Annotated in this window: 23 protein-coding genes; 8 read left to right on the top strand and 15 right to left on the bottom strand. The window is 37.6% G+C overall.

Going from position 1 to position 21,433, the window contains the following annotated elements; translation table 11 throughout:
* Nucleotides 1-64 precede the first annotated feature (64 nt).
* Both DM558_RS14620 and glmS read left to right on the top strand, forming a co-directional pair.
* Nucleotides 65-838, top strand: a complete 774-nt coding sequence (locus DM558_RS14620) for a DeoR/GlpR family DNA-binding transcription regulator (RefSeq protein WP_127164614.1) — start codon at nt 65-67, stop codon at nt 836-838.
* Nucleotide 839: 1 nt separating this feature from the next.
* Nucleotides 840-2,693 (top strand): glutamine--fructose-6-phosphate transaminase (isomerizing), encoded by a 1,854-nt coding sequence (gene glmS / locus DM558_RS14615; protein ID WP_127164613.1) that lies wholly within the window; start codon nt 840-842, stop codon nt 2,691-2,693.
* Nucleotides 2,694-2,733: 40 nt separating this feature from the next.
* Here the strand turns inward: glmS and DM558_RS14610 are convergent, their stop codons facing one another.
* From DM558_RS14610 to DM558_RS14560, 11 genes are all read right to left on the bottom strand, one after another.
* Nucleotides 2,734-3,714, bottom strand: coding sequence for a sulfate/molybdate ABC transporter ATP-binding protein (locus tag DM558_RS14610; RefSeq protein ID WP_127164612.1), 981 nt, complete (start codon nt 3,712-3,714; stop codon nt 2,734-2,736).
* Nucleotides 3,711-4,562, bottom strand: a complete 852-nt coding sequence (gene cysW, locus DM558_RS14605) for a sulfate ABC transporter permease subunit CysW (RefSeq protein ID WP_127164611.1) — start codon at nt 4,560-4,562, stop codon at nt 3,711-3,713. The genes DM558_RS14610 and cysW overlap by 4 nt, the downstream gene beginning before the upstream one ends.
* 11 nt (nt 4,563-4,573) lie before the next feature.
* Complete coding sequence (gene cysT / locus DM558_RS14600; RefSeq protein WP_109703842.1) at nt 4,574-5,428, bottom strand: sulfate ABC transporter permease subunit CysT; 855 nt, start codon at nt 5,426-5,428, stop codon at nt 4,574-4,576.
* Between the two features lie 18 nt (nt 5,429-5,446).
* The gene (locus tag DM558_RS14595) at nt 5,447-6,448 is read right to left on the bottom strand and encodes a sulfate ABC transporter substrate-binding protein (protein ID WP_127164610.1); all 1,002 of its coding nucleotides are present in this window, start codon (nt 6,446-6,448) and stop codon (nt 5,447-5,449) included.
* A 144-nt stretch (nt 6,449-6,592) separates the two neighbouring features.
* The gene (gene metK / locus DM558_RS14590; protein ID WP_127164609.1) at nt 6,593-7,786 is read right to left on the bottom strand and encodes a methionine adenosyltransferase; all 1,194 of its coding nucleotides are present in this window, start codon (nt 7,784-7,786) and stop codon (nt 6,593-6,595) included.
* 376 nt (nt 7,787-8,162) lie between these two features.
* A complete protein-coding gene (locus DM558_RS14585; RefSeq protein ID WP_267128208.1) occupies nt 8,163-8,489 on the bottom strand; it encodes a DUF5362 family protein in 327 nt (108 codons plus the stop codon).
* A gap of 231 nt (nt 8,490-8,720) precedes the next feature.
* Nucleotides 8,721-9,329: a CoA pyrophosphatase gene (locus tag DM558_RS14580; RefSeq protein WP_127164607.1), complete on the bottom strand. Its 609-nt coding sequence runs from the start codon at nt 9,327-9,329 to the stop codon at nt 8,721-8,723.
* Between the two features lie 28 nt (nt 9,330-9,357).
* Complete coding sequence (locus DM558_RS14575) at nt 9,358-9,657, bottom strand: GIY-YIG nuclease family protein (protein WP_127164606.1); 300 nt, start codon at nt 9,655-9,657, stop codon at nt 9,358-9,360.
* Nucleotides 9,644-10,336 (bottom strand): phosphatidylcholine synthase, encoded by a 693-nt coding sequence (pcsA, locus tag DM558_RS14570; protein ID WP_127164605.1) that lies wholly within the window; start codon nt 10,334-10,336, stop codon nt 9,644-9,646. Before pcsA ends, DM558_RS14575 begins: the two co-directional genes overlap by 14 nt.
* Before the next feature lie 22 nt (nt 10,337-10,358).
* The gene (tesB, locus tag DM558_RS14565; RefSeq protein ID WP_127164604.1) at nt 10,359-11,231 is read right to left on the bottom strand and encodes an acyl-CoA thioesterase II; all 873 of its coding nucleotides are present in this window, start codon (nt 11,229-11,231) and stop codon (nt 10,359-10,361) included.
* A 34-nt stretch (nt 11,232-11,265) separates the two neighbouring features.
* On the bottom strand, nt 11,266-13,014 hold the full coding sequence (locus DM558_RS14560; protein ID WP_164731472.1) for an O-antigen ligase family protein: 1,749 nt from the start codon (nt 13,012-13,014) through the stop codon (nt 11,266-11,268).
* Between the two features lie 167 nt (nt 13,015-13,181).
* On the opposite strand from DM558_RS14560, the gene argC reads away from it, so the two are divergent.
* The 3 genes from argC (at nt 13,182) to erpA (ending at nt 15,435) form a co-directional block, all read left to right on the top strand.
* Nucleotides 13,182-14,216: an N-acetyl-gamma-glutamyl-phosphate reductase gene (gene argC / locus DM558_RS14555; RefSeq protein ID WP_127164602.1), complete on the top strand. Its 1,035-nt coding sequence runs from the start codon at nt 13,182-13,184 to the stop codon at nt 14,214-14,216.
* Nucleotides 14,217-14,218: 2 nt separating this feature from the next.
* Nucleotides 14,219-14,965 carry a DUF6776 family protein gene (locus DM558_RS14550; protein WP_127164601.1) on the top strand — a complete coding sequence of 249 codons (747 nt, stop codon included), beginning with the start codon at nt 14,219-14,221 and terminating at the stop codon, nt 14,963-14,965.
* 113 nt (nt 14,966-15,078) lie between these two features.
* Nucleotides 15,079-15,435 carry an iron-sulfur cluster insertion protein ErpA gene (gene erpA, locus DM558_RS14545; RefSeq protein ID WP_127164600.1) on the top strand — a complete coding sequence of 119 codons (357 nt, stop codon included), beginning with the start codon at nt 15,079-15,081 and terminating at the stop codon, nt 15,433-15,435.
* Between the two features lie 27 nt (nt 15,436-15,462).
* Here the strand turns inward: erpA and erdR are convergent, their stop codons facing one another.
* Nucleotides 15,463-16,116, bottom strand: a complete 654-nt coding sequence (erdR, locus tag DM558_RS14540) for a response regulator transcription factor ErdR (RefSeq protein ID WP_109703853.1) — start codon at nt 16,114-16,116, stop codon at nt 15,463-15,465.
* Between the two features lie 130 nt (nt 16,117-16,246).
* On the opposite strand from erdR, the gene DM558_RS14535 reads away from it, so the two are divergent.
* On the top strand, nt 16,247-17,137 hold the full coding sequence (locus DM558_RS14535) for a DMT family transporter (RefSeq protein ID WP_127164599.1): 891 nt from the start codon (nt 16,247-16,249) through the stop codon (nt 17,135-17,137).
* A 31-nt stretch (nt 17,138-17,168) separates the two neighbouring features.
* Here DM558_RS14535 and DM558_RS14530 read toward each other — a convergent pair whose 3' ends face one another.
* A complete protein-coding gene (locus tag DM558_RS14530) occupies nt 17,169-18,092 on the bottom strand; it encodes a LysR family transcriptional regulator (protein WP_127164598.1) in 924 nt (307 codons plus the stop codon).
* Between the two features lie 77 nt (nt 18,093-18,169).
* Here DM558_RS14530 and DM558_RS14525 point away from each other — a divergent pair, with 77 nt between their 5' ends.
* Together DM558_RS14525 and budA are read left to right on the top strand one after the other, a co-directional pair.
* Nucleotides 18,170-18,925 (top strand): SDR family NAD(P)-dependent oxidoreductase, encoded by a 756-nt coding sequence (locus DM558_RS14525; RefSeq protein WP_127164597.1) that lies wholly within the window; start codon nt 18,170-18,172, stop codon nt 18,923-18,925.
* A 25-nt stretch (nt 18,926-18,950) separates the two neighbouring features.
* Nucleotides 18,951-19,658, top strand: coding sequence for an acetolactate decarboxylase (budA, locus tag DM558_RS14520; RefSeq protein ID WP_127164596.1), 708 nt, complete (start codon nt 18,951-18,953; stop codon nt 19,656-19,658).
* A gap of 29 nt (nt 19,659-19,687) precedes the next feature.
* On the opposite strand, the gene DM558_RS14515 is transcribed toward budA, so the two are convergent.
* Together DM558_RS14515 and DM558_RS14510 are read right to left on the bottom strand one after the other, a co-directional pair.
* Complete coding sequence (locus DM558_RS14515) at nt 19,688-20,416, bottom strand: tRNA-uridine aminocarboxypropyltransferase (protein ID WP_127164595.1); 729 nt, start codon at nt 20,414-20,416, stop codon at nt 19,688-19,690.
* Nucleotides 20,417-21,181 (bottom strand): hypothetical protein, encoded by a 765-nt coding sequence (locus tag DM558_RS14510; RefSeq protein WP_127164594.1) that lies wholly within the window; start codon nt 21,179-21,181, stop codon nt 20,417-20,419.
* Nucleotides 21,182-21,433 lie beyond the last annotated feature (252 nt).

Here is a 21,433-nt window from a genome sequence, read left to right as displayed (position 1 = left end):
TACTTTATTTTTTATCGATAGTTATGGTATAAATTACGAAATAGCTTTCGATTCGAAATAAAAGATGATACAACGTAATCCCCATCAACGCCGTAACTTTATTATTGAGCAAATTAATCAACTAGGAGAACTCTCAGTTGAGCAATTAGCTAATCAATTAAATACCTCAGAAGTTACGATTCGAAAAGATTTAGCCTTTTTAGAAAATGAAGGCAAATTACTTCGTCGCTACGGTGGAGCTATTCGCTTACCTAGTGATACCAATGAACAACTCATATCACAATACAAACGCGCTATCGCCATACGAGCTAGCCAGCTAATTAAAGACAATAGCCGAATTATTGTTGACAGTGGAAATACAACTTTAGCTCTTGCCCCTTTATTAATACATAAAAAGAACTTAGTGGTCATGACCAACTCCATCAAAGTTGCTCATCAATTATCTTCTATTGAGGCAGGTCCAAATTTAATCATGACAGGGGGCACATGGGATCCCTGCTCTGGCTCATTACAAGGTAAAATAGCAGAGAATGCTGTTAATGCTTATGACTTCGACCAATTATTCATTGGTGCAGATGGACTTGATATTGAGAGAGGAACCACGAGCTTTAATGAACTCTTATCATTATCACAAGTAATGGCTAATAATGCCCACCAAGTTATCGTGATGTTAGAGTCTGATAAAATAGGCCGCAAAATACCTAATATAGAACTTCCTTGGGATAAGATTGATATTCTTATCACTGACAACCGTTTAAACCAAACAATACAACAACAGATTACCCAACATGGGGTAACACTTTTATGCGCGACACTGCAAGACTCAGAGGATATTTAAGATGTGCGGAATTGTAGGTACCATTGCAGAACGCAATGTAACAGCTTTATTAGTCGAAGGACTGAGACGCCTCGAATACAGAGGATATGATAGCGCAGGACTCGCCATTATTGATAATAAACAAAAACTCCGTCGTATTCGCCGAACGGGTAAGGTCAGTCAGCTTGCTAATGCTCTGCAAGAGGATACTTCATTTACAGGTAAAATTGGTATAGCACACACTCGTTGGGCTACGCATGGCGCTCCCACTGAAGAAAATGCACATCCACACTTCTCACATGACCAAGTTGCCCTTGTTCATAATGGTATTATCGAAAATCATGAAACACTAAGAGAGTATCTCATTAGCTTAGGTTATGTGTTTACCTCACAAACAGACACTGAGGTTATTGTTCATTTACTTCACCATAAGCTGTCAGAAATAGGTGATTTAGCTTCTGCCCTAAAAGCGACAGTGAAAGAACTAAAAGGTGCTTATGGCCTAGCGGCTATGTGTGTACAACAACCTGATCGTATTGTAGCCGCACGCAGTGGTAGCCCTCTTGTGATAGGCTTAGGCATTGGCGAGAACTTTCTTGCTTCAGACCAATTAGCATTGCGCCAAGTAACAGACCGCTTTATTTATCTCGAAGAAGGCGATATTGCTGAAATTACGCGTGATAATGTAAAGCTGTGGGATCAATCCGGCCAAGAAGTAAAGCGTGAAATAATAAAAGCACAAATCTCAGCAGAAGCCGCCGATAAAGGCGAATATCGCCACTTTATGTTGAAAGAGATTTATGAGCAACCTACTGTTATTCAAGCAACTATTGATGGTCGAATCACTGGCGATAAAATTAATCTACAGAGTTTTGGTCCCAATGCTGAAGAGCTTTTTGCAAAAGTAAAAAATATTCAAATTGTAGCCTGTGGTACTAGCTACCATGCGGGGCTTGTTGCTCGCTATTGGTTAGAAGCACTGATTGGCATTCCTTGCCAAGTGGAAGTAGCTAGTGAATTTCGTTATCGCCGTGTAGCAGTACAACCAGACACACTCTTCCTTTCTATTTCACAATCTGGCGAAACAGCTGATACATTAGCGGCTCTACGTAATGCCTTTTCAGAAACCTACCCTTCGGGTAATTATTTAGGTAGTCTGGCTATTTGTAATAACCCAACTAGCTCGTTGGTAAGGGAATCAGACTTTACTCTACTCACCAAAGCAGGACCTGAGATTGGTGTTGCATCCACCAAAGCATTTACCACCCAATTAACCGCATTATTATTATTAACTATTGCCTTAGGAAAAGCACAAAAGACGTTAGAAGCTGAAGCAGAAACCACTCTAATCAGGGAATTAAGAAGACTACCTAGCCGAATAGATGAAGTGCTCGCCTCTAACAAAACCATTGAGAAACTAGCAGAGCATTTTATAGAAAAACACCATGCATTATTCTTAGGCCGTGGTGCACAATACCCTGTTGCAATGGAAGGCGCTTTAAAACTTAAAGAGATCTCTTACATTCATGCAGAATCTTATCCTGCGGGTGAGTTAAAGCATGGTCCTTTAGCATTAGTTGATGCCAATATGCCTGTTATTACCGTAGCACCTAACAATGATTTGGTCGAAAAATTAAAATCAAATCTACAAGAAGTTAGAGCGCGAGAAGGTGAGCTTTTTATTTTTGCTGATGAAGACGTCGAGATCAAAGAAGCAGCATTTATCCATGTGGTTAATATCCCGCATATTCACGATGTACTATCGCCTATTCTCTACACTATTCCGCTGCAATTATTGTCCTATTATGTAGCTATTTTAAAAGGGACTGATGTTGACCAACCCCGTAATTTAGCTAAAAGCGTTACGGTAGAGTAGAACCAAAAAAGGGTTAATCATTTGATTAACCCTTTTTTACTTAGCCAGCAATTTGATGTGGTTTTGGTTTGAAATAAACGGTTTTCCCACGCTGAAGTGTTTGTAAAACACCCGTATCTTTAGTCAGCTCAACCTCTAAAATATCTTGCTGTCCTTCTGGACGAATACTGATACGTGTAATCGCACCTAATGGGCGAATATCCAATGTTTCAGCCTCGAAATAATCTGGTTGTGCGGTTAATGCAAGATCAACCTCATGGGGTCTAAATAAGATTTCTTTATCGCCCACTTTAAACTGATTAGAATCACCTAAGAAATGATAAACAAAACCATTTGCGGGTCGGTCATATAACTCGGCAGGGGAACCTACCTGCTCAATAACACCTTTATTCATCACTACAATACGATCAGATACTTCCATGGCCTCTTCCTGGTCATGGGTTACAAAAACACTAGTTAAATGAATTTCATCGTGTAACCTTGCCAACCAACGACGTAACTCTTTGCGAACTTTAGCATCTAACGCCCCAAAAGGCTCATCGAGTAATAATACTTTGGGTTCGACGGCTAAAGCACGTGCTAGAGCAATACGTTGGCGTTGTCCACCTGATAATTGCTCGGGGTAACGATCTCCCAACCAATCTAACTGCACCATTTGTAGCAAATACTGTACTTTTTCTTTAATTACTTGCTCTGAGGGGCGAACCGCTCGGGGCTTCATACGCAAACCAAATGCTACATTATCAAATACTGTCATATGACGAAATAAGGCATAATGTTGGAAAACAAAACCAACATTACGGTCACGCACATCATGACCACTGACATCCTCACCATGAAAAATAATATTACCTTCATCTGGTTTTTCTAAACCTGCAATAATTCTTAACAAGCTCGTTTTACCACAGCCCGACGGACCTAATAAAGCAACCAGTTCACCACTATTAATCTTTAAATTAATATTATTTAACGCTTTGAAATTACCAAAACTCTTAGTGACATTCTGAATCGTTATGCTCATGCTGAAGTGTCTCCTGGACGTTGGCGGGAGCGATTTAAACGTGACTCGCTCCATTGACGGAGCAATAAGACAACCAACGCCATTATTAATAATAAAATAGCGACGCTAAATGCAGCCACTATATTGTACTCGTTATACAAAATCTCAATGTGTAAGGGTAAGGTATTCGTGCCACCACTAACATTACCGGCCAAAACTGAAACAGCACCAAACTCTCCCATCGCCCTTGCTGTACATAGAACAACCCCATAGAGCATAGCCCATTTAATATTGGGTAATGTGATATACCAGAAGATTTGTAACCCATTAGCACCTAATAACCGTGCAGCCTCTTCTTCTTGTGTTCCCTGCTCCTGCATAAGCGGAATCAATGAGCGAGCTACAAAAGGAAAGGTAACAAAAATAGTGGCTAGTACTATCCCGGGAACCGCATAAACAATTTGAATATCATGCTGATTAAAGAAGTCAGCAAAATAACTTTGAGCACCATAAAATAAAATATAAATTAACCCTGCAACCACCGGAGAAATTGAAAATGGAATATCAATTAAAGTAATTAAAACACTCTTTCCCCAAAACTCATATTTTGTGACACACCAAGCTGCTGTTACTCCAAAAATGATATTTAACGGCACTGAAATACCTGTCGCAATCAGTGTCAGCTTAAACGCTGAAATGGCATCAGGTGTTCTGATTGCGTCCCAAAATCCACTAAGTCCATTAGCTAAACCTTGTGAGACAACTGCCCAAAGAGGCATAAGAAAAATAAGTGCAAAGATTATCCAAACTAGCACAATAAGAACCAGTGCTAACCAAGAGAATTTACCTGTGTAATTCGAACGTATCATAATAATTAGCCTTATGCCCTAATAAAATTAAAGAGCTTTAAAAACAAATTTAAAATATAAACAGGTTTTAAATACCGTTGAATTAAATTAATGATCAATAACATAGCGAAAGCAATAATAATCATTAATACACCAACAGCTGTTGCGCCTACGTAATCAAATTGATCAAGCTTAGACATAATTAACAGCGGTAGAATTTCTGTTTTATAAGGGATATTGGCCGAGATAAATACAACGGAGCCATACTCACCAATCCCACGGGCTAATGCGAGAGAGAAGCCTGTCATCCATGCAGGGAATAAAATAGGGAAAATCACAAAGATAAAAGTTTGAAATGTATTTGCTCCTAAACTACGTGCAGCTTCTTCAATCTCTCGTGGTATATCTTTTATAACGGGTTGCACAGTACGAACGGCAAATGGTAAGGTCACAAAAACAAGCGCAACCGTAATACCTAGCGGCGAATAAGCTACTTTAAAAGGCAATAAAGAACCAATAGCACCTTGTGGAGCATACAGTGTTGTTAAGGCAATACCTGCTACAGCTGTAGGCAAGGCAAAAGGCAAATCTACCAATGCATCAATAAAACGACGCCCAGGAAAGGTATAACGAACCAACACCCATGCTAATAAACTACCGATAATAGAAACAATAAATGCAGAGATAAGGGAAGTATAAAGTGATAACTTTAATGCAGACTGTAACTGCCTACTGCTTAATATTGCGCCCAACTGATCCATTGTAATTTGGCTAGCATAAAAAAACATTCCGGCCATGGGAATTAGAACGATCAAGGAAAGCCACATTAGGGTATACCCTAATGTGAATCCAAACCCTGGTATAACTGAAGACTGACGAAATGACATTATATCTATCCAATACGTTTATTGATTTATTTCACCATAAATTTGGTCAAATATTCCCTTGTCATTAAAAAACTTAGGCTGGGCTTTACTCCATCCACCGAACTCATCATCAATTGTAACAAGTTTCAAGGTAGGAAATTGGTCTTTAAATTCAGCAGCTATTTTCTCATTACGTGGGCGGTAAAAATTCTGTGCAATGATACGCTGAGCGGGCTCACTGTACAAATATTCTAAATAGGCTGTTGCTTGTTTCAACGTACCTTTACGCTCAGCATTTTTAGTAACAACAGCAACAGGAGGTTCAGCTAAAATGGATAAAGAAGGGGTTATAATTTCTAGTTGATCGCCCCCTTCCTCTTGTAATGCAAGATGTGCTTCATTTTCCCATGCAATCAAAACATCACCTTGCTTACGTTGTACAAAGGTTGTTGTTGCACCACGCGCACCCGTATCTAAAATAGGAGCGTTAGCATATATCTTTTTCACAAACTCTCTTGCCTTGTCATCGCTACCGTACTTGTGTTTGGCATATGCCCACGCTGCTAAAAAGTTCCAACGGGCTCCTCCTGATGTTTTAGGATTAGGTGTAATGACTTGTATGCCTTCTTTGGCCAAATCATCCCAATCTTTTATCTGTTTTGGATTATTTTTACGCACTAAAAATACAATCGTTGAAGTATAAGGCGTACTATTATTGGGTAGCTTGGTTTGCCAGTCTTTATCAATCAGTGGTTGCTTTAAATTAATTGCATCAATATCACCGGCCAAGGCCAAAGTAACCACATCAGCTCTTAACCCATCAATCACGGCGCGTGCTTGCTTACCAGAACCACCATGGGAACTTTTAATTGTAATATCCTCGCCCGTCGTTTCTTGCCAATGCGTTGTAAATGCTTCATTATAAGATTTATAAAGCTCACGAGTAGGATCATAAGAGACATTAAGTAGCTCTGTTGCTACTACAGGTAGAGATAATATTATCCCTATAATACTCCCAATTGTTTTATTTAATATCGACATAGTAGCATACCCTGTTATGTAATTATTTTTGGTATTCTATCGGGCTTTTCTTATTCTTAAAAATACTTTTTATGCAGGTACTTATTCCTTTAAAGAATAAAAAGGCAACATGATGTTGCCTTCTTATTTCTCATATGGAAAAGTTTATTTTAAGCCAGCATCTACCTTGAGTGCTTCTGCCTTATCTGTACGCTCCCATGTAAAGGTCGTAAAGGTGTCATCCCCTACAGTTTTTTGTATTGGAGTACGCCCAAAATGTCCATAAGCAGCCGTTTCTTGGTACATTGGGTGCAACAAATCGAGCATCTTTGTAATAGCATAAGGACGAAGATCAAAATGTTGACGAATTAATTGAATAATTTTGTCATCACTGATTTTACCCGTACCAAAGGTATTAATAGAAATAGAGGTAGGTTGTGCTACACCAATCGCATAAGATACTTGTAATTCACAACGATCAGCAAGCCCAGCTGCAACAATATTTTTTGCCACATAACGACCGGCATAAGCAGCACTGCGATCCACTTTTGAAGGATCTTTTCCAGAAAAAGCACCACCTCCATGACGTGCCATACCACCATAACTATCTACAATAATCTTACGGCCTGTTAAGCCACAATCTCCCACAGGGCCACCAATAATGAATTGACCTGTTGGATTAATATGGAACTGAGTATCTTTATGCAATAACTCTTTAGGTATTACATTCTTGATAATCAACTCCATAACTGCTTCTTGAATATCTTTTTGTGAAATATCCGGATTATGCTGTGTAGAAAGGACAATCGCATCAATCCCAATGACTCTACCATTTTCATAGCGACAAGTGACTTGTGACTTCGCATCTGGGCGTAACCAAGGTAATAGCCCACTTTTACGAGCTTCAGATTGGCGCTCGACTAAGCGGTGAGAAAAACAAATAGGGGCTGGCATTAACACATCTGTTTCATTACTGGCATAACCAAACATTAAACCTTGATCGCCTGCACCTTGATCTTCTGGTTTTTGTCTATCAACGCCTTTTGCAATATCACCTGACTGCTTACCAATAATATTTAATACACCACAAGTTGCTCCATCAAAACCAACTTCTGATGAAGTGTAACCAATCTCACAGATTACACGGCGAACTAACTCTTCCAAATCAATCCATGCATTTGTAGAAATTTCACCAGCAATAATTGCCACCCCTGTTTTTACTAGTGTTTCACACGCAACACGTGCATGCTTATCACTGGTAATAATTGCATCTAAAACCGCATCAGAAATTTGATCCGCAATTTTATCTGGATGACCTTCAGATACAGACTCTGAAGTAAAGAGTGCATACTCACTCATTACAAGAACTCCTTACTAATAATTAATATTTAATTGCTTGAATTTAATTAGACTACTCACAAGATTGTTACTTCAAAACTTTAATATTTTTTAAATAGCCATGTGCTTTGCCACTATTTTAACAATAACAGGTTACCAATAACACCATATATATAGATAGTTTTATTATTTATTATTAATAGTGAAGCAATATATCAGGAAACTTTTCTCTTTTCAGCTTTATCGTATAGAACTAAGAAAAAAAGATAAAGATAGAAATCAGCTTATCAATCAATAGTTAAGCACAAAATCTAGTCAGTACCTTTTCACTAAGATGCTTCAGATTTATATATGCTTTAACATCGCTATGAATTATATATTAAAGTATAAACAATAATTAATGTGATGATACAGCTATTGAAAGAATAGTCGCAAATAAAGCAAAAAACACAAAGATACACACAGCAATAATTATTATATTAATTAATATCCATTTCCAATAAGAAGCTAAATTAGTAAGGGCCAAAGCTAATTGTTTTCCATCCGCCGTCGTCGCTACCATTGAAAGGTTAGAGCCTGAATTAAAAAGCCTAATGCCTGAAATAAGTACAAGAATACCAAAGAGTATAGTAATGATACCTAAGCAAGTCATAGCCCCCGATATGATTGTTAACACCCCCACTATTTGTTGCATGGTTCCTGCAAAACTAAGACTTTTCTTTATTTCTGGAGTTAGAGATAATTCAATTTTTGTTATAAAGTTTGGGCTCTATATGATTTGCTGATTAATATCCATACGATGCTAATTCCCCTAATAATGTAGTAAGATAAGATTGACTAAATACTAACACTAAACATTATCGTGAGAATATGAGTCATTGTCTATCTCTTTTCTATTAGTAGCACTAGAGAAATTGAGAACTTAGCTTCTTGAAATGTATACCACACTAAATTATTAAAGCTTAATCAAACTTGCATGTTCTGGCCTATTATGCAAAGAAACATGCATACCAAATAACAAGTTAACAAGCTCAACAATAATGCTGGCCGTTAACCCCCAAATTTTAAATTGCTGATATTGATAACAAGGCACATACCAATGCATGCCAAAACAATCAATTCGATGCGTGAAGGTACGAGGTGGGGTTTTGAAAAAATCTAATGGCACTGTAAACACATGAGCTATTTCATCGGCATTTACACGATAAGTAAAAGGATCATTCACCAATCCAACATATGGCTTTACCATCAAACGATGCTTAGAGACTAACGACTGTAATGAACCCACAATCTTTACATTGTCAGGTACTAACGCAATTTCCTCATAAGACTCTCGTAATGCTGTTTGAAGCAAATCCTTATCACTTGCATCACGTTTGCCACCTGGAAAAGCGACTTCCCCTTGGTGGGTAGACAGTTCGTTAGAACGTAGCGTTAAAACAATCTCAGGTTTATCTTTCTTTAAAATAGGAATTAAGACTGCCGCTTCTTTAAGGGTATTAGGAAAATTTTGTAAGTTAGGCTGATAATGCTTTAAGTGGTGTTCAATTTCCTGCCATACCATAGGTCCCCTCCCCACTTCTACTAGTCACTTAAGAGATGTGGTCATTATAAAAAGGTAGCTGATGAGAGGAGCAGTTAGTTGCGACCAACTGCTCCTTTTTATTTTTGGAAAACTGCTTAATCATATACTCTCGCTTTAATGCATGTGACTTTGACTCACAAAGCTCAATATAAACTAAAGCAACGGCTTTACTGCTTGCAAAAAACTTTGCTCCCGTCCCATTACAATGCTTATAAAACCTTGCAATAGGATCGTTGCTGATACCACAATAGAGCTTATCATGCTCCGTTCGAACAAGATAAACGTACCACGTATTATTTTCTGTCACAAATCGTTTGCCAAATACCAAATCCAATAAAGTAAAGACCAGACACCCACCACAACATCAATGTCCACACTTTAAAATGTCCATATTGCGCAATTAAAAATGCGCTAGCAATGAGCCAAATAACCGTAAAGAAAATATTCAGCGGCATGGCCTTACGAACCCTAAAAGGGTGTAAAAACTTAATAGGAACCACCGACAAAATAGCCAACATAACCGTTGCAATGAAGATAACCCAAGCAGGTGGGCTAAGAACCACATAGTATAATGCTACAATATTCCATGTCGCAGGAAACCCAACAAAATAATTATCGGCACTTTTCATATGCTTATTACAAAAGCAAAAGAATGAAGACAATAAAATAATAGCAGCTGTTAATGTTTTAGTACCTTCGGGTAAAGGAACATAACAATACACAAAGATAGCAGGTACGAACACATAAGTAAGATAATCAATAATTAAATCTAACACTGTGCCATCAAATTCGGGAACTTGATTTTTGACATCATATCGACGTGCCAGAGTACCATCAATACCATCAATAAATAGTGTAATTCCCATCCAAACAAAAGCCATTTTGGGGTCATTATCTAAAATCGCTAACAAAGCCAATAAGCCAAATACCACCCCACTGGCTGTAAAGGCATGAACACTCCATGCTTTAATTTTTTTTGAATTCATTTTAGTGCTCACCTTTTAGTAATTATGAATGCTCTTTAACTTGTCGAATGAGTCCTTCCTGACAAACTGAAGCGATTAATCGTCCATCTTGTGTAAAAATTTCTGCTCTAGATAATCCTCTTGCTTCACCAGCCCAAGGGCTTTGTATAGAGTAAAGCATCCACTCATTCATATTAGGCTGGCTATGAAACCAAATACTATGGTCAATACTAGCCACCTCCATATCTACGTCCAAAAAGCCTTTGCCATGCGGTAATAAACTGGTGGTTAATAAATTAAAATCTGTGGTATAGGCTAATAAATAGCGATGCAAAGAAGCGATATCTGGCACTTCGCCATCCGCCCTAAACCAAACGTAGCGTATAGCTGGTCTTTTTTGAGGAGCATACGGATTAAAATTAGAAACAGGCCTAATCTCTATAGGGCGCCCTCCCTTTACCTTATCATACAGCGATTTGGGCAAGGTATCTCTTTGCTTTAAAATCAGCGTTGCCTCATTATCCAAACCTTCAGGCCCCGGAATATCTGGCATTTCAACTTGGTGCTCAAAACCTGTTTCAGGGCGATGAAAAGAAGCACTACAAAAGAATATAGTTTTACCACTTTGAATGGCGCTGACTCGTCTAGAACTAAAACTTCTTCCGTCTCGCACACGGTCAACAAAAAAAACAACAGGCTTTGTCGAGTCCCCTCTTCTTAAAAAATAACCATGCAATGAATGCACTGACCTATCATCGGGTACTGTATGACTTGCCGCCGACAAAGCCTGTCCTAAAACTTGCCCACCAAATAACTGACGCAGTCCCAAATCTTGGCTTTGACCACGAAAAATATCTTCTTCAATATGCTCTAAATTTAATAATGTAATGAGTTCTGTTAATAATTTATTTGTCATTTATACAACTACCATTTTATATCATTTCAGCGTGTTACTTTTTTTTAGATAACACAGATCTACAATCCAATACTTTTTTAACAGCACGTAATCCTTGAGGATTCGGCAAATCATTAAAACCATTAAAATAACCACAGATGCTAGGCACCATGTCAGGGTAAGCCCTTACCAATGCAGTAGAAAAGCGTTCTAAATCTCCTACCTGTCCTGATAACAACAATAACTGTATTTTATTGACAATAACAGGCGCATAAGGATGCCAATTTAACATAGTATCGGTCACTTGTTGCTGTCTTGCAAAATCAATGATACTAGGCGACAAATTTACAAATTCTTGTTGTTGTATTTCACGTCCCCAAATTAAATCATCAGTAGCCGATAAGAAGGTTTGATAATCTGCCTTATCCATCAAAACAGTCTCTTGATTATAAAAGAAACTTTTCGCGTACGTATTTAATGATTGGTTAGCCATAACAATGAAAATACCTGCAACTACAATCCAGACTAGAGGGCTAATCCAGCGAGAGAATCGTAATTTTATCACAGGCGATATCAAGGGCACTATCACGAGCACCAGCAAAGGTACAAACTGCATGCGCCATAAAACATACTCAAGCATTGAATTAACAAAGTAAACACAACAAATATTTAACACCAACCACCACTGCAATGTTTTAGGGGTTTGCCAAAAGCGGACAACAATATACCCCACAATAGCAAGCAGTGCTAAGAAACCTACAGCACCAAATTCAGCCAAAATTTGAGCAAATAAGTTGTGGCTATGTACGCTTAAATCACCTAAAAACGTGTAGCTACCATCTTGTACTGCAAACCAAAAACCTGTTGCAGCATAATTACCAAATCCAACACCTAAAAGTGGCATCTCCTTAAATAAGGCGAATGCCTTCTTTATTTCTGACAAACGAAAAGAGTCGCTCGCAGCCGTTCGCCCATAAGAACTACTAGTCTGTAAAGCTATGGTTTGAGCAGAATCGTCAGAGAACCAACCTATAATAGTAGGTAAATAATAATAAACAATGGCTCCCAAAATAAGCGCAAGAATTAAAAAAACAAATCTCACATACGTTTTATCTTTTGATTTGATTAGGCAGAAAAGCGTAATAATCACAGACAAAATAAGATAAACCAAGACCGCGCGCGAACCACTGCCAAATAAAATAAAACCAAACAATCCACCAATAACTATGGCGATAACAATTGGCATCAATCGACGAAGCGTTAAATAACTTAATGCCAAAAAGGCAACCATCATATAAATGGCTAATTGGTTTGATTGCGCAATAAAACCAATTAAACGATTAAAAACAGGTACCATCCAGTAATCAATACCCATCAATCGGTATTGAATCGCGATAGCTCCAATACTCTGCACAACACCGCCAACCACTAAAATGATGGCTAAATAGTCATAATATTGCACGTCACTTTTTTGAGCTAGTTGAACCGCTAACAATGCTGTTAATACAACAATAACGCTATAAATTACCAATATGACTTGATCATTTATACTGACATTTTGAATAACAGTTAATAAACAAAGAAACAAAAAGAAGCCTGAAAGCAAACCAACAAAGGGAGAAACCAATAGGCTATTTTGTTTGAAATTAGCGATACCTAAGCCAATAGTTGTACAAATAACCACGGCAGAGCATGCCATAAAAAACGGCCAAAAGTCACCCAGTGGTGCCAAGTGGACAAAGGCACAAAACGGTGCGACTGTAATTAAAAAAAATACTGCCAATAAATCCTTTCGTAATACCAAAACAGATTCTCCCAATACCTTGTAAAATTTCTCAATCAACAAAGTCATACAAAATTACATAATTATATGATAAGTATAATCAAGATAAGAGACGGATACTATTGTTTGTTTATCCATCAAGCTTTATTATAACAACTGTTAGAGACTAATTAGAAAAAGGTAAAAACATGATAAAGGTCGGTATCATCGGCGGAACAGGCTATACAGGAGTAGAGTTATTACGTTTACTTGCATCACACCCCAAAGCTGAAGTGGCTATTATCACCTCACGCTCAGAAGAAGGTGTTTATGTTGCCGATATGTACCCTAATCTAAGAGACTACTATAAAGACCTTCAATTTACCTCGCCAAATACTGAACAGCTAGCCAGTTGCGACGTAGTATTCTTTGCTACCCCTCATGGTGTTGCCCACCAGATGGCAGGTGAGCTTTTAGCCGCAGGGACTAAAATAATTGATCTTTCAGCAGATTTTCGTATTAAAGATGTCGATGAGTGGGAAAAATGGTACAACCAACCCCACGGAGCCCCTGACTTAGTTAATGAAGCCGTCTATGGATTACCCGAAGTTAATCGTGAGCAAATTAAATCAGCACGTTTAATTGCAGTTCCGGGCTGTTACCCTACAGCTACGCAATTAGGGTTCTTACCACTGCTTGAACATGGCATTGCAGATACGTCACAACTCATTGCTGATTGTAAGTCAGGTGTTAGTGGTGCGGGGCGCTCAGCTAAAATTGGTTCATTATTTTGCGAGTCGACTGAAAATATGATGGCTTACAGTGTTGCTGGGCACCGTCACCTACCTGAAATAAAACAAGGCCTAGAATGCATAGCACAACAACCCGTAAATCTGACCTTTGTACCTCATTTAACACCCATGATAAGAGGTATTCATGCAAGCCTTTATGTTCGTGTAAAAGACCACTTTACAGACTTACAAGCACTGTATGAATCCCGCTTTGCCAATGAACCTTTTGTAGATATCCTTCCCCAAGGAAGCCACCCACAAACACGAAGCGTTAAGGGTTGTAACACTTGTCGTATAGCTATTCATCGCCCTCAAAATGGTGATTTAGTTGTCATTTTATCGGTCATCGATAATCTTGTTAAAGGCGCCTCTGGTCAAGCTATTCAAAATATGAATATCTTATTCGGCTTTGAAGAAAACCTAGGATTAACTAATCTTGCACTAATGCCTTAATTATGAGTAATTTACAAGAAAACGTTTTACCCAAAAAAAATCAGTTACAGCTTCTCACGATTATATTACTTACCCTGTTTGTTATTGTTGCCAGCTTCTACAGTGGAAAATTAATAACAAACAGCGGTTCTAATAAAACCTTATTAGCCCAAAAAACAAAAATTGAGAACTTAGAACACTCGCTTCAAGAGACAAAAAATAATCTACTGGTTGCAGAAAATACAAACCATATCAACATTCAGTCAATAGAGCAGGCTCGAAAGACAATTATGCAGCTGGAACAACAAATCTACCAACAACAAAAAGACATCATGTCTTACAAAGTTGTACTGTCTAAGAATAAATCGGACTCTCCCTTAGTAGTAAGAGACGTCATTATTCAAGCCACAGAGACTAATAAAGTATTTCGATACAAACTGATACTAACTCGTACCGACAGCACAAAGAATATCCTTAAGGGCGATTTAAATATTTATATCACAGGAATATCTAACAAAAAAACTAAAACTGTTCCTTTATCTGAAATGTCAGTGACCGAGGACCATGACAAATCAATTCCATTCTCTTTTGAATATTTAGAGATGATTCCTAGTAAGGATCAATTTGCAGAGCTTATTTTGCCAGATGATTTTACCCCTAAGACAATAAAAATTATTGCCCATCTTGCGGGTAAAAATAAACCTGCTACTTATTACTTTGACTGGGCTCCCATACCCTTACCAACACAGGATTCAACAAGCATAAATTAATGCTTTGTTATGAATTAGTAATTGACGTACACTTTAAGTCAGTAAGATAATACACGGCTATTATCTATATATTGGTATTTTATTTTTTCCTAAATACCATGGAGACACCCATTATGAGCATTGAAACATTCACACCTAACACCATTCAATTCACTGAAAATGCCTCTCGAAAGGTAAAAAACTTAATTGATGAAGAAGGAAATGAACGCTTAAAGCTTCGTGTATTCGTGACAGGCGGCGGTTGCTCTGGTTTTGAATATGGCTTTACTTTCGATGAAGATACAGCAGAAGATGACACCTTAATTGAAAGAAATGGTGTTACTTTAGCTATTGATCCTATGAGTTTTCAGTATCTATCAGGGGCTGAAATTGATTATGAAGAAGGGCTACAAGGTTCACGTTTTATCGTTAAAAACAACCCGCATGCCATTACAACTTGTGGTTGTGGACAATCCTTTTCTATTGGCTAGAAAAGGATTTCCACCACGAAGCTATGGCTATTTAAACTGAGCCAAAGACTCCATTTGTTGCAATAATAATGCCGCTTGGGTTCTTGTACGTACACCTAATTTACGGAAAATAGCTGTAATATGAGCTTTCACGGTTGCTTCTGACACATCTAAATCATAAGCAATTTGTTTGTTGAGTAAACCATCACACACCATGGTTAATACTCTAAATTGTTGAGGCGTAAGGCTGGCAAGTTTAGCGCTGGTTTCTTTCGTTTCTTCATCAACAAAATCATCTGCACTTTCAGGGTAAGGCCACCACACATCACCATCTAACACTTGTTGAATAGCTTGTTGGATAGTTTCAAGCGGGCTTGATTTTGGAATAAAACCTACTGCCCCAAACTCTCTAGAACGACTCACAATAGAAGGTTCTTCTTGTGCTGAAATCATCACAACGGGGATCTTAGGATACTGTCCACGTAACAACACTAAACCAGAAAAACCATAAGCACCAGGCATGTTTAGATCGAGTAGTACCAAATCCCAATCAGACTTTTCAGTTAAACTTTTTTCTAAATTAGAAATAGTGTCTACTTCCACTAATTTAGTATCAGGACCAAGCCCCAATAGTAACGCATGTCGTAAAGCGCCTCTAAATAGAGGATGATCATCCGCAATCAAGATATCATATTTATTCACGTACTATATTCCTATGCTTTAGTTACGATTAGTTATTATCTATTAAATACGCTAATTTTATAAAAATAAGACTAGCACAACACACTAATTTAAGGCAAAGTTATTTCACCAACAGTTATAACCTAATTTTATGCTCAAAAAACCAGCAACCCGCGCTAATATTTTAATGCTCATTACGGCAATGATATGGGGAAGCACTTTCCTCGGTCAAAATATCGCCATGAATGACATGGGCCCATTTATTTTTTCAGGTATTCGGTTTCTACTGGGCAGTATAGTCCTCCTACTGATTCTACTTTTGTATATTAAACAGCGTAAGCTTACTTTATCACAAATCTTCCCTCAAAAAACCATTATTGGAGGAATATTATTAGGTATTATTTTGACCTTAGGTATCAACCTACAACAAATAGGAATACAGTATACAACAATTACAAATTCCGGATTCATTACAGGCCTTTACGTTATTCTCGTCCCAATCATCGGCCTATTTGTAAAACAAAAAACCAATAAAGGCACATGGTTAGGCGCCATTTTAGCAACCATTGGCATGGGATTATTAACCATTACCAATCATTTAACCATAAATCTTGGTGATCTAATCACATTAATTAGCGCCTTTGCGTGGGCGTTTCACGTTTTATTAGCAGGCTTTCTCGTGACACGCTATGACCCCATCGCGGTAGCATTTATACAGTGCTTGGTTTGTGCCTCTATCAGTATACTCATTGCCATCCCTACCGAAGGGTTGAATATACATTTTACGACACCTACAGTGCTCGCTATATTATTCACAGGCATTATCTCGGTAGCCATTAGCTTTACATTACAATTAATTGCCCAACAAGATGCCGTACCCTCACATGCTGCCATTATATTATCTTTAGAAGCCGTTTTCGCTGCTATTTGTGGTGCTCTTTTTCTACATGAGTCACTTACAGCTAGGGGTTATGTTGGTTGTGGATTGATGTTTGCTGGGATGATTATTGCTCAGATCTGGCAAGACAAAAAAACTGAATAATGTATTTCTTATAAAAACCCAACCAATCTATTTATTCAGTGTTTATTTTTCCTGTTACCCCCGTTGCACAAAAGGTTAAAACAAGATTTTTAAAAAAACTGATTTGTTTATTATCTTTTTTATTAGGATTAATATAAAGCCATGTCATATCTTTTATTAATGGTTTTAAATGGGGTAAATTACACAAGCAATACTCTCCAGCCTTAAGCTTATTGGAGAGCACTCGATAAGACTCCAACCCAACGCCTAACCCATTATCAATAGCAGACAAAAGCTGAGAGGCTCTTGTGAACGTTAATGTTTTATGCGGTGTGTAAGCTATGTTGTTATAGGCAAACCATTCTTTCCAATTTACTTTGCCATGATCATTACAAAAAAGTAATGTTTTGTATAAATCTTCTATGGAATTAATTTGGTCATAAAGTGTTTTATGACAGAAAGGAAAATAGTAATCAGGCCCTAAATAACAAGTATTATCTATAGCCTTTGCAGACTCATCTAAAATAATCGCTATATCGTATTTATCGTAATGTTCTATGCATGATTGCTCATTAGACTCCATACGAATATTTTGGTAACCCTCTGCAATAACTTTAGACACAAAAGGGGCCATTAGCTCAGTCGCAATACCGGGTGGGCAAAAAATAGAAATAGTGTTATTACTTTTTGTAATTTGATCCATGCCCTTTTCAATTTCACTCATTCCAGCTTTTACATGTTTAAGCAACTCAACACCTAAAGGGGTCAACGCTACCCCATTAGTTCGACGGGTAAACAATGATACGCCCATCCTATCCTCTAACTTTTTTATAGACTGACTGACAGCACTGGTTGTTAAACAAAGCTTATCAGCCGCTATTTTAAATGATTGTTGTTCAGCAGCCGCTAAAAATACATTTATAAGGTTTAGAGGAATATTATGCTTAAGACTTCTGCTTAATTTAGGCTTAATCAAGGTTTAATTTTTTTAGCTTGAGACACAATCTATTAACGATATGATAGGTACATAAATTAAGTATAGAGGATATTGATATGAAAATCGATGTTAATGGTAAAGTAGCACTAGTGACAGGCGGTGCTAAAGGTATTGGATTTGATATTGCCAATGAATTATCTAAAGCCGGTACCAATGTTGTAATCACCGATATAGACAAAGCTGCTGGCAATAATGCTATACAAAAACTAAAGCAACAAGGTGGTTCAGCTCGTTTTGTTTATGCTGATGTAGCATCAGATACCGATACAACTAACTTGATCAATAATATTATTGACCAAGATACGCGTATAGACATTTTGATTAATAATGCAGGTATTATTTCTAAAGGAAATATTATCTATGTTACTGTCAGTGAATGGGAAAAGCTATTTGATATTAATGTAAAAAGTGTTTTCATGCTAACTAAAAAAGCACTGCCTTATATGATGCAAAATAAATGGGGTCGAATTGTTAATATTGCCTCTGTTGCAGGTCAAATGGGTGGCGGATTTTTAGGAAACACCTGTTATGGCGCAACAAAGGGAGCTATTATATCCTTTACTAAAGGCGTAGCCCGAGAAGCGGGTGGCTATAACATAACCACCAATGTGATTTGCCCTGGATTTATTGATACTGAAATCACACGTAACATGGATAAGGCACTCTATGACAAATCATTAGAGGCAATCCCCCTACATAGGCCAGCAGCCCCTAGTGAGGTAGCCAAAGGTGTTTTATTTTTGGTATCGGAACTGGCCGATTATGTCAATGGCGTAACGTTTAACATTGATGGCGGCTTAGTACGCTATTAAGTGAATTAATAGGAGATTATTAACAATGAAAAAACAAATTTCTCAATTTTCAGGTATTAATGCCCTTATGGGGGGTGTTTTTGAAGGATTATTCCCTATTTCAGAAATCAAAAAGCACGGTGATTTTGGATTAGGTTGTTCCGATGGTTTAGCTGGGGAAGTCACTATTGATAGCTGCCATTTTTTAGAAGCCAAAGGGTCTAAAGGTTTAAGACTGATGACTGATGCAGAAAAATTACCTTTTGCACAAATCACTACTTTTGTTCCAGACAAGCAGGCAACGTTTAATCATTTGTTATCTAAAGATACCCTTTACCAAGAACTAGCTAACTATACACTGCTTGATAATGTCTTCTTAGCCGTCAAACTCGAGGGAGTATTTGATACCCTAAAGATCAGAAGACCTAGCGAACACGACAAACCCTGTAAAACGGCATTAGAAGTGGCAGAACTTCAGATAGTCGATAATTTAACCCATATTGAAGGGACATTAATCGGCTTTTGGACACCTGAGTTTTTCCAAAACATTTCTGTCGCTGGTTTCCATCTCCATTTTATTAATAAAGAAAAATCAATTGGCGGACACGTGATCGATTTCTCCATAAAACAAGGTACATTAGCTTACGAGGTAAAACATTCGTTAAATATCGAATTATCTGATAAAGAAGTGTATTTAAAACATGACTTAAAAATAGAGGACATGGACAAAATCATTAAAAAAGTAGAGAACTAATCAAACCCTCTCAAATAGGGTCTATTTTATCAATACTCGATAGACCCTAATAATTGCTTATGCAATGCATCTTCTGTATTAACTTTTTTGGTTTCTCTGGCTGCTAGATAATGCTGTGTAAACACATCCAACCAATGATTAAGTGCCGCAGCCACATGACTTTCCCCTGCCAAATCAAGGCATAACGCCGCCACCTCCGCCGTACAAAGATGCGCGTCATTGTTAGAACGCCTCAGTTGATAACGTGACAGCTGATCCGATGTAAGACTTAAAACAGGGAACTTATCTAAATAAGGACTTTTACGAAACATTTTTCGCGCTTCAGGCCATGTACCATCCAATAATACAAATAGAGGTCTTTTATCAGAGGGAACTAATTGGTGGCATACACGCTCTTCTTGCGCATACTCTCCCGGGAAAACAACATAAGGTTGCCAACTACTGTCATTAAGTAACGCTTCTACTTGTTGCATATTGCCTACGCGCGACCAACTGAATGCGTAAGTATCCTTAACAATATCCGCAATAAGCCAACCAGTGTTTGAAGGTTTAAATGGCTCTGTATCATACATTAACAAACACATGCCTACGTTACTATGAACCGATGGTTGCCACGAACAAATACAGTAGTGTTTATTTAGGCGACAACGTTCACAGCGAACAACCTGATGCCCTCTCGCTAAAAAAGGGCGTGTACTATTTGCCTTACGTATTGCTTGTAACTCAGCAACGCTATGGGGGTAAGATAAACTTTTCATTTAATAGAGCGAACGATTACTTAACTGTTGTCTGAGTGTATCCACCTGACTTTGCAATGACTGTATTTGTTTTTCTAGTTTCGCTAACTGCTGCTTAGAATCATTATTTGCTGACGCATCAAGTTGACTACGTAATAACAACAAATCGTCTTGCACACTTTGCACTGCCTGAGGTAATTTTTTATCTTGCAATGCTTTAACATCACTGGCGATTGTTATGATTGTAGTTTGTGATTGCTTTAACTTATCTAACTCAGTCGTTAAGCGTTTAATCTGCTCATCGTATTGAGTAAATGATTGTAGTTGTCGCTCAAGCTTCACTAGGCGATCATTTTGCTCTGACTGTTGCTTTGCTGTCGTTTTTTGCTCAGTTTGTAATTTATTGAGCAACCCTATCAGCTGCTTATTTTGGTCACGAATGCCTTCTAAACTTGTTTTAGTTGTTGCTTGCTGATCAGCTATTTGCTTTGCCAATGCTTGCCAACGCACCAAGTTAGCTTCGGTAACTTGTGTTGTTGAACTGGTTGTTTGATTTAGTTGGTTACGAACCTCATCGGTCGACTGCTTAAACACCCAAAAAAGTATAGACATCCCCACACTGTAAACAATAAATAAGAACAGCAACATGGATAGAATAAAACCATTGGAAAACCGTGATTTTTTTCTATTTCTTAGCTCAAAATCTCCATTAGTCGATACTCCTTCCACATCATCTATGGTTAAACTAGGAACAGAGATTGGCTCATCTTTTAGATCATTACGCATAAATCAACTTATCAATAAAAAGTAAAAAACGAAAAATAGTATACGCTAGTTAATAAAATAAAAAATACTTAACTGTAACAATCCATCAATACTAATAAACACACCAATCCAAATTAAAAATATAGCTGTATTTCACCACCTTAAAAATTTAAAAATAAAGTTCTTTATAAGGAACAAATATAGATATAGATCAGCAAATATATGACTAGCCATTGACATCAGATATAATAAAATTCTAACATTCAGAATAAA

Origin of the sequence: Entomomonas moraniae (assembly GCF_003991975.1) — a bacterium.
In the GTDB taxonomy this organism is placed as follows: Bacteria; Pseudomonadota; Gammaproteobacteria; order Pseudomonadales; family Pseudomonadaceae; genus Entomomonas; species Entomomonas moraniae.
Note: the sequence above shows the minus strand (reverse complement) of the source record. Positions and strands in the feature narration are given on the sequence as shown.